Annotated in this window: 13 protein-coding genes and 1 riboswitch; of the genes, 4 read left to right on the top strand and 9 right to left on the bottom strand. The window is 63.6% G+C overall.

The window, feature by feature from the left end; genetic code table 11:
* Positions 1-17 precede the first annotated feature (17 nt).
* The 4 genes from glnL to ACYVHK_RS17100 form a co-directional block, all read right to left on the bottom strand.
* Positions 18-1,082: a two-component system sensor histidine kinase NtrB gene (glnL, locus tag ACYVHK_RS17085; RefSeq protein ID WP_460534553.1), complete on the bottom strand. Its 1,065-nt coding sequence runs from the start codon at positions 1,080-1,082 to the stop codon at positions 18-20.
* A gap of 377 nt (positions 1,083-1,459) precedes the next feature.
* Positions 1,460-1,885, bottom strand: a complete 426-nt coding sequence (locus ACYVHK_RS17090) for a DUF4124 domain-containing protein (RefSeq protein WP_460534555.1) — start codon at positions 1,883-1,885, stop codon at positions 1,460-1,462.
* Positions 1,882-2,202, bottom strand: coding sequence for a YciI family protein (locus ACYVHK_RS17095; RefSeq protein WP_460534557.1), 321 nt, complete (start codon positions 2,200-2,202; stop codon positions 1,882-1,884). The genes ACYVHK_RS17090 and ACYVHK_RS17095 overlap by 4 nt, the downstream gene beginning before the upstream one ends.
* A gap of 61 nt (positions 2,203-2,263) precedes the next feature.
* Entirely contained in the window at positions 2,264-3,046 is a 783-nt protein-coding gene (locus ACYVHK_RS17100) for a tRNA threonylcarbamoyladenosine dehydratase (protein ID WP_460534559.1), read from the bottom strand.
* A 71-nt stretch (positions 3,047-3,117) separates the two neighbouring features.
* Between ACYVHK_RS17100 and ACYVHK_RS17105 the strand changes: the two genes are divergently transcribed.
* Together ACYVHK_RS17105 and ACYVHK_RS17110 are read left to right on the top strand one after the other, a co-directional pair.
* Positions 3,118-3,861 (top strand): pseudouridine synthase, encoded by a 744-nt coding sequence (locus ACYVHK_RS17105; protein WP_460534561.1) that lies wholly within the window; start codon positions 3,118-3,120, stop codon positions 3,859-3,861.
* Between the two features lie 174 nt (positions 3,862-4,035).
* Positions 4,036-4,752, top strand: a complete 717-nt coding sequence (locus ACYVHK_RS17110; protein ID WP_460534563.1) for a substrate-binding periplasmic protein — start codon at positions 4,036-4,038, stop codon at positions 4,750-4,752.
* 67 nt (positions 4,753-4,819) lie between these two features.
* Here ACYVHK_RS17110 and plsB read toward each other — a convergent pair whose 3' ends face one another.
* The 5 genes from plsB to metK form a co-directional block, all read right to left on the bottom strand.
* Positions 4,820-7,348, bottom strand: coding sequence for a glycerol-3-phosphate acyltransferase (gene plsB, locus ACYVHK_RS17115; RefSeq protein WP_460534565.1), 2,529 nt, complete (start codon positions 7,346-7,348; stop codon positions 4,820-4,822).
* 141 nt (positions 7,349-7,489) lie between these two features.
* Positions 7,490-8,317: a methylenetetrahydrofolate reductase gene (metF, locus tag ACYVHK_RS17120; protein ID WP_460534567.1), complete on the bottom strand. Its 828-nt coding sequence runs from the start codon at positions 8,315-8,317 to the stop codon at positions 7,490-7,492.
* Positions 8,318-8,398: 81 nt separating this feature from the next.
* The gene (locus tag ACYVHK_RS17125) at positions 8,399-8,920 is read right to left on the bottom strand and encodes a GNAT family N-acetyltransferase (protein ID WP_460534569.1); all 522 of its coding nucleotides are present in this window, start codon (positions 8,918-8,920) and stop codon (positions 8,399-8,401) included.
* A gap of 235 nt (positions 8,921-9,155) precedes the next feature.
* A complete protein-coding gene (gene ahcY, locus ACYVHK_RS17130) occupies positions 9,156-10,565 on the bottom strand; it encodes an adenosylhomocysteinase (protein WP_460534571.1) in 1,410 nt (469 codons plus the stop codon).
* A gap of 75 nt (positions 10,566-10,640) precedes the next feature.
* Positions 10,641-10,706: riboswitch (S-adenosyl-L-homocysteine riboswitch) on the bottom strand.
* A gap of 135 nt (positions 10,707-10,841) precedes the next feature.
* Positions 10,842-12,011 (bottom strand): methionine adenosyltransferase, encoded by a 1,170-nt coding sequence (metK, locus tag ACYVHK_RS17135; RefSeq protein ID WP_460534573.1) that lies wholly within the window; start codon positions 12,009-12,011, stop codon positions 10,842-10,844.
* 90 nt (positions 12,012-12,101) lie between these two features.
* Between metK and ACYVHK_RS17140 the strand changes: the two genes are divergently transcribed.
* Together ACYVHK_RS17140 and ACYVHK_RS17145 are read left to right on the top strand one after the other, a co-directional pair.
* A complete protein-coding gene (locus ACYVHK_RS17140) occupies positions 12,102-12,968 on the top strand; it encodes a lysophospholipid acyltransferase family protein (RefSeq protein WP_460534575.1) in 867 nt (288 codons plus the stop codon).
* Complete coding sequence (locus tag ACYVHK_RS17145) at positions 12,965-13,828, top strand: lysophospholipid acyltransferase family protein (RefSeq protein ID WP_460534577.1); 864 nt, start codon at positions 12,965-12,967, stop codon at positions 13,826-13,828. Before ACYVHK_RS17140 ends, ACYVHK_RS17145 begins: the two co-directional genes overlap by 4 nt.
* Positions 13,829-13,836: the final 8 nt, after the last annotated feature.

The following is a 13,836-nucleotide window of genomic DNA, read 5'->3' on the forward strand; positions in this document are numbered from 1 at the left end:
GCATGCGGTTGGGTGGTTTATTTGTTGACGTCGAGCGGCGTCCAGCCGTTCAGCGGCAAGGTCAGGGTGAAGCTGGTGCGGCCGGGTTGCGTCTCGAAATCGATGGTGCCGTTGTGTTGCTGGATAAAGGTATGGGCCAGGTGCAGGCCGATGCCGGTGCCGCCGGGGCGGGCCGAGACCAGCGGATAAAAGATGGTTTCGCGGATGTGTTCAGGGATGCCGGGGCCGTTGTCGATGATCTCGAGCGTGAGGCCGAGCGGGAAGCGACGACGGTTCAGCGTGACCTGGCGGGCGACGCGGGTCTTGAGCACGATCTGGCCGGCGCCGTGCATGGCCTGGGCAGCGTTGCGGACGATGTTGAGCACCGCCTGGATCAGTTGCTCCTTGTCACCGTACAGGTCCGGCACGCTGGTGTCGTAGTCGCGGCGCACGGCGAGGCCGTTCGGGTATTCGGCCAGCAGCACGCTGCGGACGCGTTCCAGGACTTCATGAATGTTCAGCTCGCCGACTTGCGGCAGGCGATGCGGGGTGAGCAGGCGGTCAAGCAGGCTCTGCAGCCGGTCGGCCTCGTCGGTGATGACCTGGGTGTACTCCTTGAGGGCGGGGTCCGGCAGCTCTTTCTTGAGCAGCTGGGCGGCGCCGCGGATGCCACCAAGGGGGTTCTTGATCTCGTGCGCGAGGTTGCGGATCAGCTGGCGGTTGGCCTGCTGCTGGGCGGCGAGGCGTTCTTCGTTGGCGATGCGGCGCTGCTGGTCGGTCTGGCGGAATTCCAGCACGGTGAGGGCCGGCGCTTCGACATCCCGTACGGTAAAGCCAACATGGATGGTGTTACCAAGGCGGACCGCGAGGGCGACGTCATGCTCGGTGACGCTGGCGTTCTGTTTTTCGGCGGCGTCGAGCGCGGCCAGGATTTCGGTCGGCTCGGAGAAGCAGGCCGACAGTGGGCGACCGATGGTCTCGCGCGCCGAGAGTTCGAACAGGGTCTCTGCCGCCGGGTTCAGATAGCGGACGGTACGCGCCGTATCGAGCACGATGACGGCGGTTTCGAGCAGATCCAGTCCGGCGTAGGCAGGGTGAGACATATGTATCGCTAGGCTATGGTTGGCTAGGGATTAGCAATTAACGGGCCACGCCAGTGTGCCTTGCAAATCGCTTGTGAAATCAAGCCCCTAGCGACGGCAGACGAAAGCAGGGCATGCATGCGCCGTTTTGGAGCATGGTCGTGGCGCATTCATGCACCATAGTAGTGCATTGAGGTGAGGGTGGTGGGGTTGCGTTGGGGATGGCGCTGGCGACGTCGACCGCTTAACCCTTCGCCTTCTGGCGGAGGCGGTATGCGCGGGCTGAAGACCCGCCCTGCCAGACCAATAGCATCTATTCGACAGCGGTAACGCCAAGGGCCATGCGGCGCAATGCCCTGCGGGGATAGCGCCCCTGCAGGCAGGAGGCGTGGCCGGGCTTACTGGACCCGGGCGATTTCCTTGCGAAGGGTCTCGATGTTCTTTTCGTGCATGGTGACGTTGTCGCGCTGCTTCACGTCGGCCGGGCTGGCGGTGTAGCGCTGGCGTGCGGCATCGAGCAGTTTCTGCTCACTGCCCAGTTCGTCCTGCAGGATCTGGAGCTTGGTCTGGTCGCGGCTCTTCTGGGTGGCGCTATCGACACGCGGGAAGCTGGCCGGCGTGGGGTTGGCACTGGCGCGCGGCGCCCCGGCACCGGTCTTGGCGCGGGGGCCGGGCACGGTCAGCGGAATGGGGCCCAGGTCCAGCTTCTGCGCGCCCTTGATCGGGATATTGGAGAAGGTGACACGGCCTTCGGAATCCACATGCTTGTAGATGTCGGCCAGGGCCGGCAGGGCCAGCAAACCCAGGAGCAGGTAGCGTTTCATGCGGCGACCTCCGCGTTGGCGGCACTCATCAGGGCAACCCGGTAAGGATAGACCTCGGCCCGCACTACGCCGGCCTGGACTGCCGGGTCCATCACCGCGAAGGACTGGGCGGCCGCTTCGTCCGTCGCGTTGTAGATGGCAATGCCGAAGCCACGTTCGTCCACCTCCAGCGTGCGGCCGGCGAGGATCAGTTGGCCTTGCGCTTGCGCGGCCTGCAGATAGGCGAAGTGGGCGGCCATTGCCTGTGATTCGGCGTCGGTCAGGCCTTGCTTCAGCATATCGGATCGGGTCGGGCGGATGAGGTAGAGAAACTGCATGACATTTGCGTAAGCGTGATTTTCGTGATCATAGCATGGGGGCCTGAGGCTCTGACCAAGCTCAGCCGCCGCGGTTCGCCAACCGGGCCAGCGCACGGCCGGCCAGCGCCATGCCGAAGCTGGCGGTGACCGTGACCGCAGAGCCGTAGCCGGCGCAGTTGAGACCGGCGCCGCCAGGCGCTGCCGGCTCGCAGGCGTCTTGCTTGGGGCGGATGATGGGTTCGGTCGAGTAGACGGCTTCGATACCGAACTTCTTTCCTTCCCGCGGGAAGCCATGATTGCGGCGCAGCTCGGCGCGGATCTTGGAGAGCAGGGCGTCGCCGGTGGTCTGGGCCATGTCGGCGATCGTCACCCGGCTGGCATCGAGCCGGCCACCGGCGCCACCGGACACCAGCAAGGGGATCTTGTGACGCTTGCAGTAGTTGACCAGGGCGACCTTGACCCGCATCTGGTCGATACAGTCGAGCACGTAGTCAAACTGGCCAGGCGGGATCAGGCTGGCGAGGTTGTCGTCGGTCAGGAAGTCGTCGATCTCGGTGACCTGGGCGCGCGGATTGATGGCCTGGATGCGCTCGGCCATGGCGCTGACCTTGGCCTTGCCGAGGTTGCCATCGAGTGCGTGCAGCTGCCGATTCACATTGGATGGGGCGACGTGGTCGAGGTCGATCAGCGTGATGCGGCCCACGGCGCTACGGGCGACAGCCTCGGCCGCCCAGGAGCCGACGCCCCCGATGCCGATGACGCAAATATGCGCAGCCTCGAAGCGCGCCAGGCCGGCATCGCCGTACAGGCGGGCGACGCCGCCGAAGCGACGTTGGTAATCGAGGTCTTCTGGTGTATTCATAGAGTTGGATTTTACGCGGGCGTGGTGCGGTACAGACGGTTAAAATGGCGTTTTAGTGCAGGAACATCAAGATGAGCGAAGCTGACGAGACCCTCCGACTGTCCAAACGCATGGCCGAGCTGGGTCTTTGCTCCCGCCGCGAGGCTGACGAATACATCGAGCGTGGCTGGGTGAAGGTCGATGGCATCGTGGTCGACGTACTGGGCAGCCGTGTCCTGCCGACCCAGCGGATCGAGCTCGACCAACGGGCCGCGGTCGCCCAGACCCAGCGCGTTACCATCCTGCTGAACAAGCCGATCGGGTTTGTCTCCGGTCAGGCCGAGCAGGGCTACAAACCGGCGGTATTGCTGATCACGCCAGAAAACCGCTATGTGGGCGACCGCTCCGGCATCGAGTTCCTGCGTCGCCACCTGGGTGGCCTGGCGCCGGCCGGCCGGCTGGATATCGACTCGACCGGCATGCTGGTGCTGACCCAGGATGGCCGGGTGGCCAAGACTCTGATCGGTGATGACACCAAGATCGAGAAGGAATACCTGGTGCGGGTGGAGGGCATGTTGTCCAACGAAGGGCTGGCATTGCTGAACCATGGCCTGAGCCTGGATGGCCAGGCGCTGCGCCCGGCCAAGGTGAGCTGGCAGAACGAGAACCAGTTGCGCTTCGTGCTGCGCGAAGGCAAGAAGCGGCAGATCCGCCGCATGTGCGAGCTGGTCGGCATCAAGGTGGTGGGGCTCAAGCGTATCCGCATCGGGCGGATTCCCTTGTCCGACCTGCCGATGGGGCAATGGCGCTACCTGCGTCCGGACGAGAAGTTCTAGGCGTCGCGGCGCGACGGCACTGGGCAGACCAAGGGGGTCGGATTCAGTTGAATCCGGCCCTTTTTGCTTGGTGGTGGAAGTGGTATCCGCCGCCCGTCTCCCTGCCGGGCGGGCAGGGGATTCCGTGGCCTAGATTGGTAGTGAATATATTGTTGATCGGACTGGGGGTACATCATGCGCGTGCTGCTGATCCTGTTGCTCACCAGCCTGGTGCAAGGCGCGGCGCTGGCCGAGCGGTTGATGCTGGTGACCGAGGAGTACCCGCCCTACAACATGAGCAACGACAAGGGCGAGGTGACCGGGGTATCGACCGATATCGTGCGCGAGTTGATGCAGGCCGCGCATTTTGACTATGAGATCGGGATCTTCCCGTGGGCGCGTGCCATCCAGATGGCCAGCACCCAGGTGAATACCTGCGTGTTCTCGATGTCGCGCACGCCGGAGCGGGAGACGCTATACAAGTGGGTTGGGCCGCTGGTGACCAATGACTGGGCGCTGTTTGCCAAGAAGCCCGCCACCCACCCCGCGAGCCTGGAGCAGTTGCAGAACGCCCGCATCGGCAGCTATCAGGGCGATGCGATCGTCAGCTGGTTGCAGACCCGGGGCTATATCGTGGATGTGGCGCCCAATGACGACGTGAACCCGAAGAAGGTGTTGGCCGGGCGGATCGATTTCTGGGCGACCGGCAAGCTGATCGGCCAGTATCGTTTGAAGCAGCAGAAGATCGACCAGTTGGAGCCGGTGCTGGTGTTCAACCGGACCGAGATGTATCTGGCCTGCCAGAAGGGTATGCCGGATGAGCATATCAACCTGCTCAACAGCCAGTTGATGGAGTTGAACAAGCATGGGGTGGTGAAGCGGATCTATGCGGGGTATGGATATATGCCATGATCCGGCGCAGCGCATATTAAAAAACGGGGCCATTCAGGCCCCGTTTTCTTGTCCTACTATGCCCCGGTCACGCCTTCCCCTTGGCCGCGAGGCGGGAGAGGGCTTGTTCCATGGTGCTGCGGTCGATGCGGGTGAGGTGCAGCACGCTCTGGCGGACATCCGGCGAGAGCACGTAGCGGGATTCCGCCGCAGCGGCGCGCAGGGCGCCGTTGAAGGTGAGCTTCCCGGCGTCGTCTTCGGCCGCCAGGCCGTTGAGCTTGAGCGTGGAGATGAAGGTGCGGAAGATCGCGCGGTCGAAGAATTCCGGCGCGCTGAACTCGCGCAGCAGCGACATGCGCTGGGCCAGCAGGTGGCAGAGGCCTTCGAGTTCGTCGGTACTGACTGCGGCGCTGCCCTGCTGGGTGAGCACCGACAGCGAGATGAAGTAGCGTACCAGCGCCGGCCGGACCGCATTGCCCAGCAGCATGAGCTGGGCGTGTTCGTCGCTGTTGAGATTGGGCGCGTGGTAGATGCCTTCGCGGCCTGGGCTCTCGGCCAGCCAGCCCATGCTGACCAGGGCGGCGAGATAGCTGTCGAGCGCAGCAGCGAGCTCGTCTTCTTTCCAGCGCAGGAACAGCTCGGCACGTAGGAAGGGGTAGACGGTGCGGGTCAGGTTGGCCAGTTGCTCGCGGCTCAGGCTGGCGTTGCGCGAGAACAGGCAGGCGATCAGCGCCGGAATGGCGACGCAGTGCAGCACGTTGTTGCGCATGTAGCTGCAGAGTACGGCGTCCTCCGGGTAGAAGTGCAGCACATCGCCCAGGGCGTGCGGATGGCGCTGGATCAACTTGAGCTTCTCGCAGTGGGCGACGATGCCCTGGCCGTCGAGTTCGGTCAGTTGGGCGCGATCGGTATAGGGTACGGCGCTGAGCAGGCGGCGGTAGCCGTCGAGCTGGGCGACCAGCTGATCTTCGTCCATGGCGTGGCGTGGCGTGGCCAGCAGCGCGAGGCTCAAGAGGTTGACCGGGTTGGCGACCGCGGCATTGTTGATGCCGTCGCCGATGCGCTGGCCCAGCTGCTTGATGCTCTGGCTGAACCAGGCCGGGCGATCCTCGCCGAGTGCGGGTTCGTCGCGCCAGTCGGGGTGGGCATCGGACAGTACGTCGGCCAGCTTGATCGGCTCGCCGAAGTTGACGTGGACCTTGCCGAAGTTCTTCTTCAGCTCGCGCACGCTCATGATCAGGCTGAACAGCGATTCTTTCTGCTTGGGCTTGCCCATCAGTTCGCCGACGTAGCTGTGGCCCTCGAACAGTTTCTCGTAGCCGATGTAGACCGGCAGGAAGACGATGGGGCGGCTGGCATCGCGCAGGTAGCTCTGTACCGTCATGGCCAGCATGCCGGGGCGGGGCTGCAGCAGGCGGCCGGTACGGCTGCGGCCGCCTTCGACGAAGTACTCGATCGGGAAGCCCTTGGAGATAACGGTGTGCAGGTATTCGTTGAATACCGCGCCGTACAGCGGGTTGCCCTTGAAGGAGCGACGCAGGAAGAAGGCGCCGCCACGGCGCAGGATGCCACCGACGATGGGCAGGTTCAGGTTCGCACCCGCTGCGATGTGCGGAATCATCAAGCCTTGCTGGTAGACGATGTAGCTCAGCAGCAGGTAGTCGATATGGCTGCGATGGCAGGGGACGTAGACGATTTCATGGTCGGGGGCGACGTTGGTGACCGTGTCGAAGTTGCCGAGCTCGACGCCGTCGTAGAGGCGGGTCCAGACCCAGGTCAGGAAACGGTGGAAGACGCGGACGACCGGGTAGCTGTAGTCGGCGGCGATCTCCCAGGCGTAGCTGCGGGCTTTTTCCTGCGCGCGCAGCGTGGCGCTGGCGCCGCCGCCCTGTTCCTGCGCCAGGGCCTCGATCGCGGCCTTGACCGATTCGGTCTCGAGGATGCCTTCGACCTGGGTGCGGCGGTGCGAAAGGTCGGGGCCGATGGCCATTTCGCGCTGCTGGCGGAAGTGCACGCGCAGCACGCGGGCGACCTTGCGCAGGGCGCGCTCGTTGTCTTCGGCGTCGCTCACCAGTTCACGCAGCGACAGCGGCGGGCTGAAGCGGATCAGCGTATTGCGGCCGTGCAGCAGGATGGTGAACAGTTGGCGCAGCGAGCCGCGCGGCGACCAGCTCTCGGAGAACAGCAGCTTCCAGATCGAGCTTTCCTTGTCGGGCGTGCGACCCCACAGGATGTTGACCGGTACCAGCTGGACATCGAAGTCCGGCCGGTTGCGGACGGCCTGGACCAGGCGCTCGAGGCGCGGCGATTGGCCGGTGGGGTTGCTGCGGCCAAACCAGGCTTCGGCCCGGGTGGTGAAGAAAAAGGCGCGATCTTCGCGCACGCCGTCGGTACTGAGGCCATCGAGCGGCGAATTGAGGCCGGCGCGGCGGACTTCACGCTCCAGGACCAGGATGTTGCTGAGGAAGCGGCGCTGCAGGACGTAGCAGACCGGCTTGCTAGGGTCGAGACCCAGCGCCTGCGGGGTATCGGACAGGGTATGGGTGCGCACGACACTGAACAGCAGCTTGCGCGCGAGCAATAAAAAAGGCCTGTCGAGGCCAAGATACTTGAGCATGCAGTGATCTGAATTCCGGAATAAGCGTGCAATTATAAACACCTGCCGGCCAAGCGCATGCTTGACCGGCCAAACGGTGCAAAAACAACCACTTCCTATCCGACCCAGACCGGGCGGTTCGGTGCCCGTGAAACGCGATACTTACAGGCCGAGCCGTTGCCAGATCGTCGAGACATTGCCGGCGGCGTTCAGTGTATAGAAATGCAGGCCGGGCGCGCCGCCATCGAGCAACTTGCGGCAAAGATCGGTGATCACGTCGAGGCCCAGGGCCTTGATCGAGGCGGTATCGTCGCCGTAGCTTTGCAGCTTGAGCCGCAGCCAGCGCGGGATTTCGGCGCCGCAGGTGTCCGAGAAGCGGGCCAGTTGCGAGAAATTGTTGATCGGCATGATGCCCGGCACGATGGGGATCTCGACGCCGCGGGCGCGGACTTCGTCGACGAAGGCGAAGTAGGCGTCCGGGTTGAAGAAGTACTGGGTCATGGCCGAATCGGCGCCAGCGCGGGCCTTGCGCACGAAGTTGGTGATGTCGTCGTGGGCGGAGCGGGCCTGCGGGTGGTATTCCGGGTAGGCGGCGACTTCGATATGGAACCAGTCGCCATGCTCGGCGCGGATGAATTCGACCAGCTCGTTGGCGTAGCGGAACTCGCCGAACTCGACCATGCCGCTGGGGATATCGCCCCGCAGCGCGACGATGCGACGGATGCCATGGTCGCGATAGGTCTGCAGCAGGCTGGCGACGTTGGCACGGGTTGAGCCAACACAGGACAGGTGGGGGGCGGCATCGAAGCCTTCGGACTGGATTTCCAGCACCGTGGCCAGGGTTCCGTCCTGGGTCGTGCCACCGGCACCGAAGGTGACGGAGAAGAATTCCGGCTTGAACTGCGCCAGCTGCCGGCGGGTATTGCGCAGCTTTTCGATGCCCTCGGCAGTCTTGGGGGGGAAGAACTCGAAGCTGAAGGTTTGGCTCACGGCAGTCTCGGCAGGCTAGATTTGAATTACATGAATGCTAGCACCGCAAACCAAGCCAGTTAATGAATTATATGCATGTGCTTATGCGGCGACCTGCGGCTTGTTCACGAACAGGATGCTGGCTTGGTGGTCCGACATCGCTTCATCGAGCACCATGCCCAGCTTGCGCGCGACGGCGAGGGACGCCAGGTTGGCCGGCGCGATATGGGCCATGACCCGGTCCGCGCCGACGATATCGAAGGCGTAGGCCAGGATGGCGGCAGCGAATTCATGCGAATAGCCCTTGCCGCAATAGGCCTTGCTGATGCCCCAGCCGATCTCAAGGGCGGGGTTGTCAGCGGGATTCAGCAAGCCGGCATTGCCGATGATGGCGCCGCTGGCTTTTTCGCGTACCGACCAGAAGCCATATCCACGCAGCTGCCAATGCCCAAGCTGGGTGGCGATCTTGTACCAGGTGCCGGAACGATCAAAGGTCTGGCCGCCGCGGATGTGTGCCATCGACTCGGGATCGCTATAGAAGGCCAGCAGGGCGTCGAGGTGCGACTCGTCTGGCGGGATCAGTTGCAGGCGGGCGGTATCGAGCGTGGGTATGGCTTGCTGCATGGCGTATCCCCTGACGGATGACAATCGGAACAGTCCCGCGGGTGGGACTGACAAGTGCTGGTAAGCAGAGCAAGTCTACGTCGCCCCCGGGGACGCGATTAGTAGCACAAGAGCACCAGAATCATAGGTACAGCGGGCAGATCCCGCGGGAGCCGGGGCGCGAAGGGTAGGCCACAGCAAAAACGCCCGGCAGAGCCGGGCGTTTGAGCGTGAAGCCTGAACGAGCGCCTACGGATCAATAGCGGTAGTGGTCTGGCTTGTACGGACCGGACTTCGACACGCCGATATAGGCGGCCTGGGCTTCGGTCAGTTCGGTCAGTTGCACGTTGAGCTTCTTCAGCTGCAGGCGGGCGACCTTCTCGTCCAGATGCTTGGGCAAGGTGTAGACGCCGACCGGGTAGTCTGCGGTGCGGGTGAACAGCTCGATCTGGGCGATGGTCTGGTTGGCGAAGCTGGAGGACATCACGTAGCTGGGGTGGCCAGTACCGCAACCCAGGTTCACGAGACGGCCCTTGGCCAGCAGGATGATGCGCTTGCCGTCCGGGAAGATCACGTGATCGACCTGGGGCTTGATTTCTTCCCACTGGTATTTTTCCAGCGCGGCGACTTCGATTTCGTTGTCGAAGTGGCCGATGTTGCAGACGATGGCCTGGTCCTTCATGCGAGCCATGTGGTCATGGGTGATGATGTGGTAGTTGCCGGTGGCGGTGACAAAGATGTCGGCCTTGTCGGCAGCGTAATCCATCGTCACGACACGATAGCCTTCCATGGCGGCCTGCAGGGCGCAGATCGGGTCGACTTCGGTCACCCAGACCTGGGCGGACAGGGCGCGCAGGGCCTGGGCGGAGCCCTTGCCCACGTCGCCGTAGCCGGCCACGACGGCGACCTTGCCAGCGATCATGACGTCGGTAGCGCGCTTGATGCCGTCAACCAGCGATTCGCGGCAGCCATACAGGTTGTCGAACTTGGACTTGGTGACCGAGTCGTTGACGTTGATGGCCGGGAACTTGAGTTCGCCACGCTGATGCATCTGGTACAGGCGATGCACGCCGGTGGTGGTTTCTTCGGTCACGCCCTGGACCTTGTCCAGGCGCACCGAGTACCAGGTCGGGTCGGTCTTGAGCTTGGCGCGGATGGCGGCGAACAGGATGGTCTCTTCTTCGCTGCCCGGCTTGTCCAGCACGCTCAGGTCCTTCTCGGCGCGGGCGCCCAGGTGCAACAGCACGGTGGCATCGCCACCGTCGTCGAGGATCATGTTCGAGTAGCCACCGTCGGTCCAGTCGAAGATGCGGTGGGTGTATTCCCAGTAGTCGGCCAGCGATTCGCCCTTGACGGCGAAGACCGGGGTGCCGGTCGCGGCGATGGCAGCGGCGGCGTGATCCTGGGTCGAGAAGATGTTGCAGGAGGCCCAGCGGACCTGGGCGCCCAGCGCCTGCAGGGTCTCGATCAGTACGGCGGTCTGGATGGTCATGTGCAGCGAGCCGGTGATACGTGCGCCCTTCAGCGGCTGGCTGGCGGCGAACTCTTCACGGATGGCCATCAGGCCAGGCATCTCGGTTTCTGCAATACGGATCTCCTTGCGGCCCCAATCGGCCAGGGAGAGATCGGCAATGACGTAGTCTTTGGTTTCAGCCACGGTGTTCATCCTTTGAACAATGTGGCCGGGTAATGCGGGATGCGGTTCTCACCTGTTGTGCATCCCGTGCCCGGCACGGGGTTGGTCAGGTGAGCGCAGTTTTAGACACCGGGCCTGGGATCGGACGACCTCGCAACGCTCCCCGGTAGGCTGCAATTATAACCAAGGTTATTGCGCTTGCACGCGTGAAGGCGATTCGGCCATGACCGCCGGTCGCCATCCTGCCGGGACAGGACGCAAAAAAGCCGCCCGCAGGCGGCTTTTCCGGACGTCACGACAGGTCGTTTACAGACCGGCGTCGGCGCGCAGGGCGTCGGCCTTGTCGGTCGCTTCCCAGCTGAATTCCGGCTCTTCACGGCCGAAATGGCCGTAAGCGGCGGTCTTGCTGTAGATGGGACGCAGCAGGTCCAGCGACTGGACGATGCCCTTGGGACGCAGGTCGAAGTGACGCTGGATCAGCTCGACGATCTTGTCGTTGCTGATCTTGCCCGTGTCCCAGGTGTCGACCATGATCGAAACCGGCTTGGCGATACCGATGGCGTAGGCCACCTGCACCTGGCACTGGCGGGCAATGCCGGCAGCCACGATGTTCTTGGCGATGTAACGGCCCATGTAGGCGGCCGAACGGTCCACCTTGCTCGGGTCCTTGCCGGAGAACGCGCCACCACCGTGCGGTGCGGCACCGCCGTAGGTGTCGACGATGATCTTGCGGCCGGTCAGGCCGGAATCGCCCTGCGGGCCGCCGATGACGAAGCGACCGGTCGGGTTGATGAAGTACTTGATGTCGCCCTTGATCAGTTCGGCCGGCAGTACCGGCTTGATGATGTCCTCGATGACGGCTTCCTTGAGGACTTCGTAGGCGATATCGGGGTGATGCTGGGTCGACAGCACGATGGTGTCGATGGCGATCGGACGGCCGGTATCGGCGTCGTAGCGCAGGGTGACCTGGCTCTTGGCGTCCGGACGCAGCCATGGCAGGCGGCCATCCTTGCGCAGTTCGCTCTGACGCTGCACCAGGCGGTGGGCCATGTAGATGGCGGCCGGCATCAGGGTCGGGGTTTCGTCACAGGCGTAACCGAACATCAGGCCCTGGTCACCAGCACCCTGGTCCAGATCGATACCCTGGCCTTCGTTCACGCCCTGGGCGATGTCCGGCGACTGCTTGTCGTAGGCCACCAGCACGGCACAGCCCTTGTGGTCGAAGCCCAGGTCGGAGCTGTCGTAACCGATCTTCTTGATCGTTTCACGGGCTACCTGGATGTAGTCGACGTTGGCATGGGTCGTGATCTCGCCTGCCAGCACGCACAAACCGGTGTTGACCAGGGTCTCGGCTGCCACGCGGGCATGCTTGTCCTGCTCCAGAATGGCGTCGAGGATGGCATCGGAAATCTGGTCGGCAACCTTGTCTGGGTGGCCTTCCGAAACCGATTCGGAGGAGAACAGGAACTCGCGCATGGATTTTTCCTCTTGTCGCAGTGCCGCAGTTAGCGCGGCAGGGTGAACAAACCCGCTAAAATAGGCGGATTCATAATGAACATGATGTAGATGCTGACTTTACTACTGAAATTCCTGGCTTGCTGGCCGCTTGTCATATTGCACGCCATCGGCGTACTGACGGGCTGGCTGGCTTGGTGGCTGGACGGCAGTTACCGTCGGCGCCTGCTTGACAACCTGCGCCAAGCCTATCCGCACGATTATAACCGATTGCTTGGTAAAAGCATTGGACAGCACGGCAAGGGTGCTTTGGAGCTGCTGGCGGCCTGGGGCCGCCCGGCCGATGCCGTCGTCCGGCTGGTGAAGGAGTGCCACGGCTGGGAACATGCCGAGGCCGCGATCGCCGCCAAGCGCGCCATCCTGTTTGTCACGCCGCATCTTGGCGGGTTCGATATTGCCGGCCGCTACGTCAGCAGCCGGCTGCCCTACCCGCTCACGGCCATGTACCGCCCGCCCAAGCTGCGCTGGCTGGAACCCCTGATGCAGGCCGGCCGCATGCGCGACAACGGCCGCACCGCACCGGCGACCGGAGCGGGCGTACGGGTGCTGATGAAGGCGCTGAAGAACGGCGAGGCGACGGTGATCCTGCCGGACCAGGCGCCGGGCGGCGGCGAAGGCATCTGGGTGAATTTCTTCGACAAGCCCGCCTACACCATGACCCTGCTGCCGCGCCTGGCCGAATCGGCCGATGCGGTGGTGTTGTTCTTCTTTGCCGAGCGTCTGTCCTGGGGGCGCGGCTATGTCGTGCGCGTGTTCCCCATGCAAGGTGCCTTTACCGGCGACAAGCGCGCCGATGCCGAAACCCTGAACCGTAATGTGGAAGCCATGATCCAACTCGCCCCGGCCCAGTACCTGTGGAGCTACAACCGTTACAAACACCCCACCGGCGCACCGACCGCCGAAGAGGGCATGGCATGATCGCCCGGCTTACCGCCGCAGCCTTGTTGCTGATGCACTGGTTGCCATTCCCGGCGCTGGAATCCGTGGGCCGGACCCTGGGGGCCTTGCTCTATCGCGTCGCGGGCTCCCGCCGCCGCATCGGCCAGACCAATCTGCAACTGTGCTTTCCCGACATGCCGGCAGCAGAACGCGAGGCCATCCTGCGCGAGCATTTCAAGTTGCTGGCCTGCATGCTGCTGGAGTACGGCTACTGCTGGTTTGCCTCACGCGAGCGCTTCACCTCGCTGATGCGCATCGAGGGCATCGAACATCTGCAGGCACTGGAGGGCAAACCAGTCATCCTGTGCATCGGCCACTTTACCGGCCTCGATATGGCCGGCCTGCGTATCTCCCTGGAAACACCGGTGGTCAGCATCTATTCGCGCCAGAAGGACGAGGGGCTGGACGCCTATGTCGAGCAGAAGCGGCTGCGCTTTGACACCGGCATCATCCTGTCGCGCCAGGCGGGCGTGCGGCCGGCGTTGAAGGCGCTGAAGCAGGGCTATCGCTTCTACTATCTGCCCGACCAGGACTTTGGTGCACGCGATTCGGTGTTCGCCCATTTCTTCGGGGTGAAGGCCGCGACGATCACCGCGCTGTCCCGCTTGTCGAAGGCGTCCGGCGCGGCGGTACTGCCCTGCTATCCGCGGCGCGAGGCCGATGGCTATACGCTGGTGATCGAACCGGCCTTGCGGGACTTCCCCGGCGAGGACCCGCTGCAGGATGCGGAGCGCATGAATCGTATCCTGGAGGCGCATGTGCTCAAGCAGCCGGCTCAGTATTTCTGGCTACACAAGCGCTTTAAGACTCGGCCTGAGGGTGAAGCAAGCTATTACTGAGTGGTAGC

Source organism: Chitinimonas naiadis, assembly GCF_054780835.1.

Excerpts from the sequence above, each read along its gene's own strand:
- ACYVHK_RS17140 (WP_460534575.1), top strand. The coding sequence starts at position 12,102 with ATGCTGACTTTACTACTGAAATTCCTGGCTTGCTGGCCGCTTGTCATA.
- ACYVHK_RS17125 (WP_460534569.1), bottom strand. The coding sequence starts at position 8,920 with ATGCAGCAAGCCATACCCACGCTCGATACCGCCCGCCTGCAACTGATC.
- ACYVHK_RS17095 (WP_460534557.1), bottom strand. The coding sequence starts at position 2,202 with ATGCAGTTTCTCTACCTCATCCGCCCGACCCGATCCGATATGCTGAAG.
- ACYVHK_RS17105 (WP_460534561.1), top strand. The coding sequence starts at position 3,118 with ATGAGCGAAGCTGACGAGACCCTCCGACTGTCCAAACGCATGGCCGAG.
- metK (WP_460534573.1), bottom strand. The coding sequence starts at position 12,011 with ATGCGCGAGTTCCTGTTCTCCTCCGAATCGGTTTCGGAAGGCCACCCA.
- ACYVHK_RS17145 (WP_460534577.1), top strand. The coding sequence starts at position 12,965 with ATGATCGCCCGGCTTACCGCCGCAGCCTTGTTGCTGATGCACTGGTTG.
- plsB (WP_460534565.1), bottom strand. The coding sequence starts at position 7,348 with ATGCTCAAGTATCTTGGCCTCGACAGGCCTTTTTTATTGCTCGCGCGC.
- ahcY (WP_460534571.1), bottom strand. The coding sequence starts at position 10,565 with ATGAACACCGTGGCTGAAACCAAAGACTACGTCATTGCCGATCTCTCC.
- ACYVHK_RS17110 (WP_460534563.1), top strand. The coding sequence starts at position 4,036 with ATGCGCGTGCTGCTGATCCTGTTGCTCACCAGCCTGGTGCAAGGCGCG.
- ACYVHK_RS17100 (WP_460534559.1), bottom strand. The coding sequence starts at position 3,046 with ATGAATACACCAGAAGACCTCGATTACCAACGTCGCTTCGGCGGCGTC.
- glnL (WP_460534553.1), bottom strand. The coding sequence starts at position 1,082 with ATGTCTCACCCTGCCTACGCCGGACTGGATCTGCTCGAAACCGCCGTC.
- ACYVHK_RS17090 (WP_460534555.1), bottom strand. The coding sequence starts at position 1,885 with ATGAAACGCTACCTGCTCCTGGGTTTGCTGGCCCTGCCGGCCCTGGCC.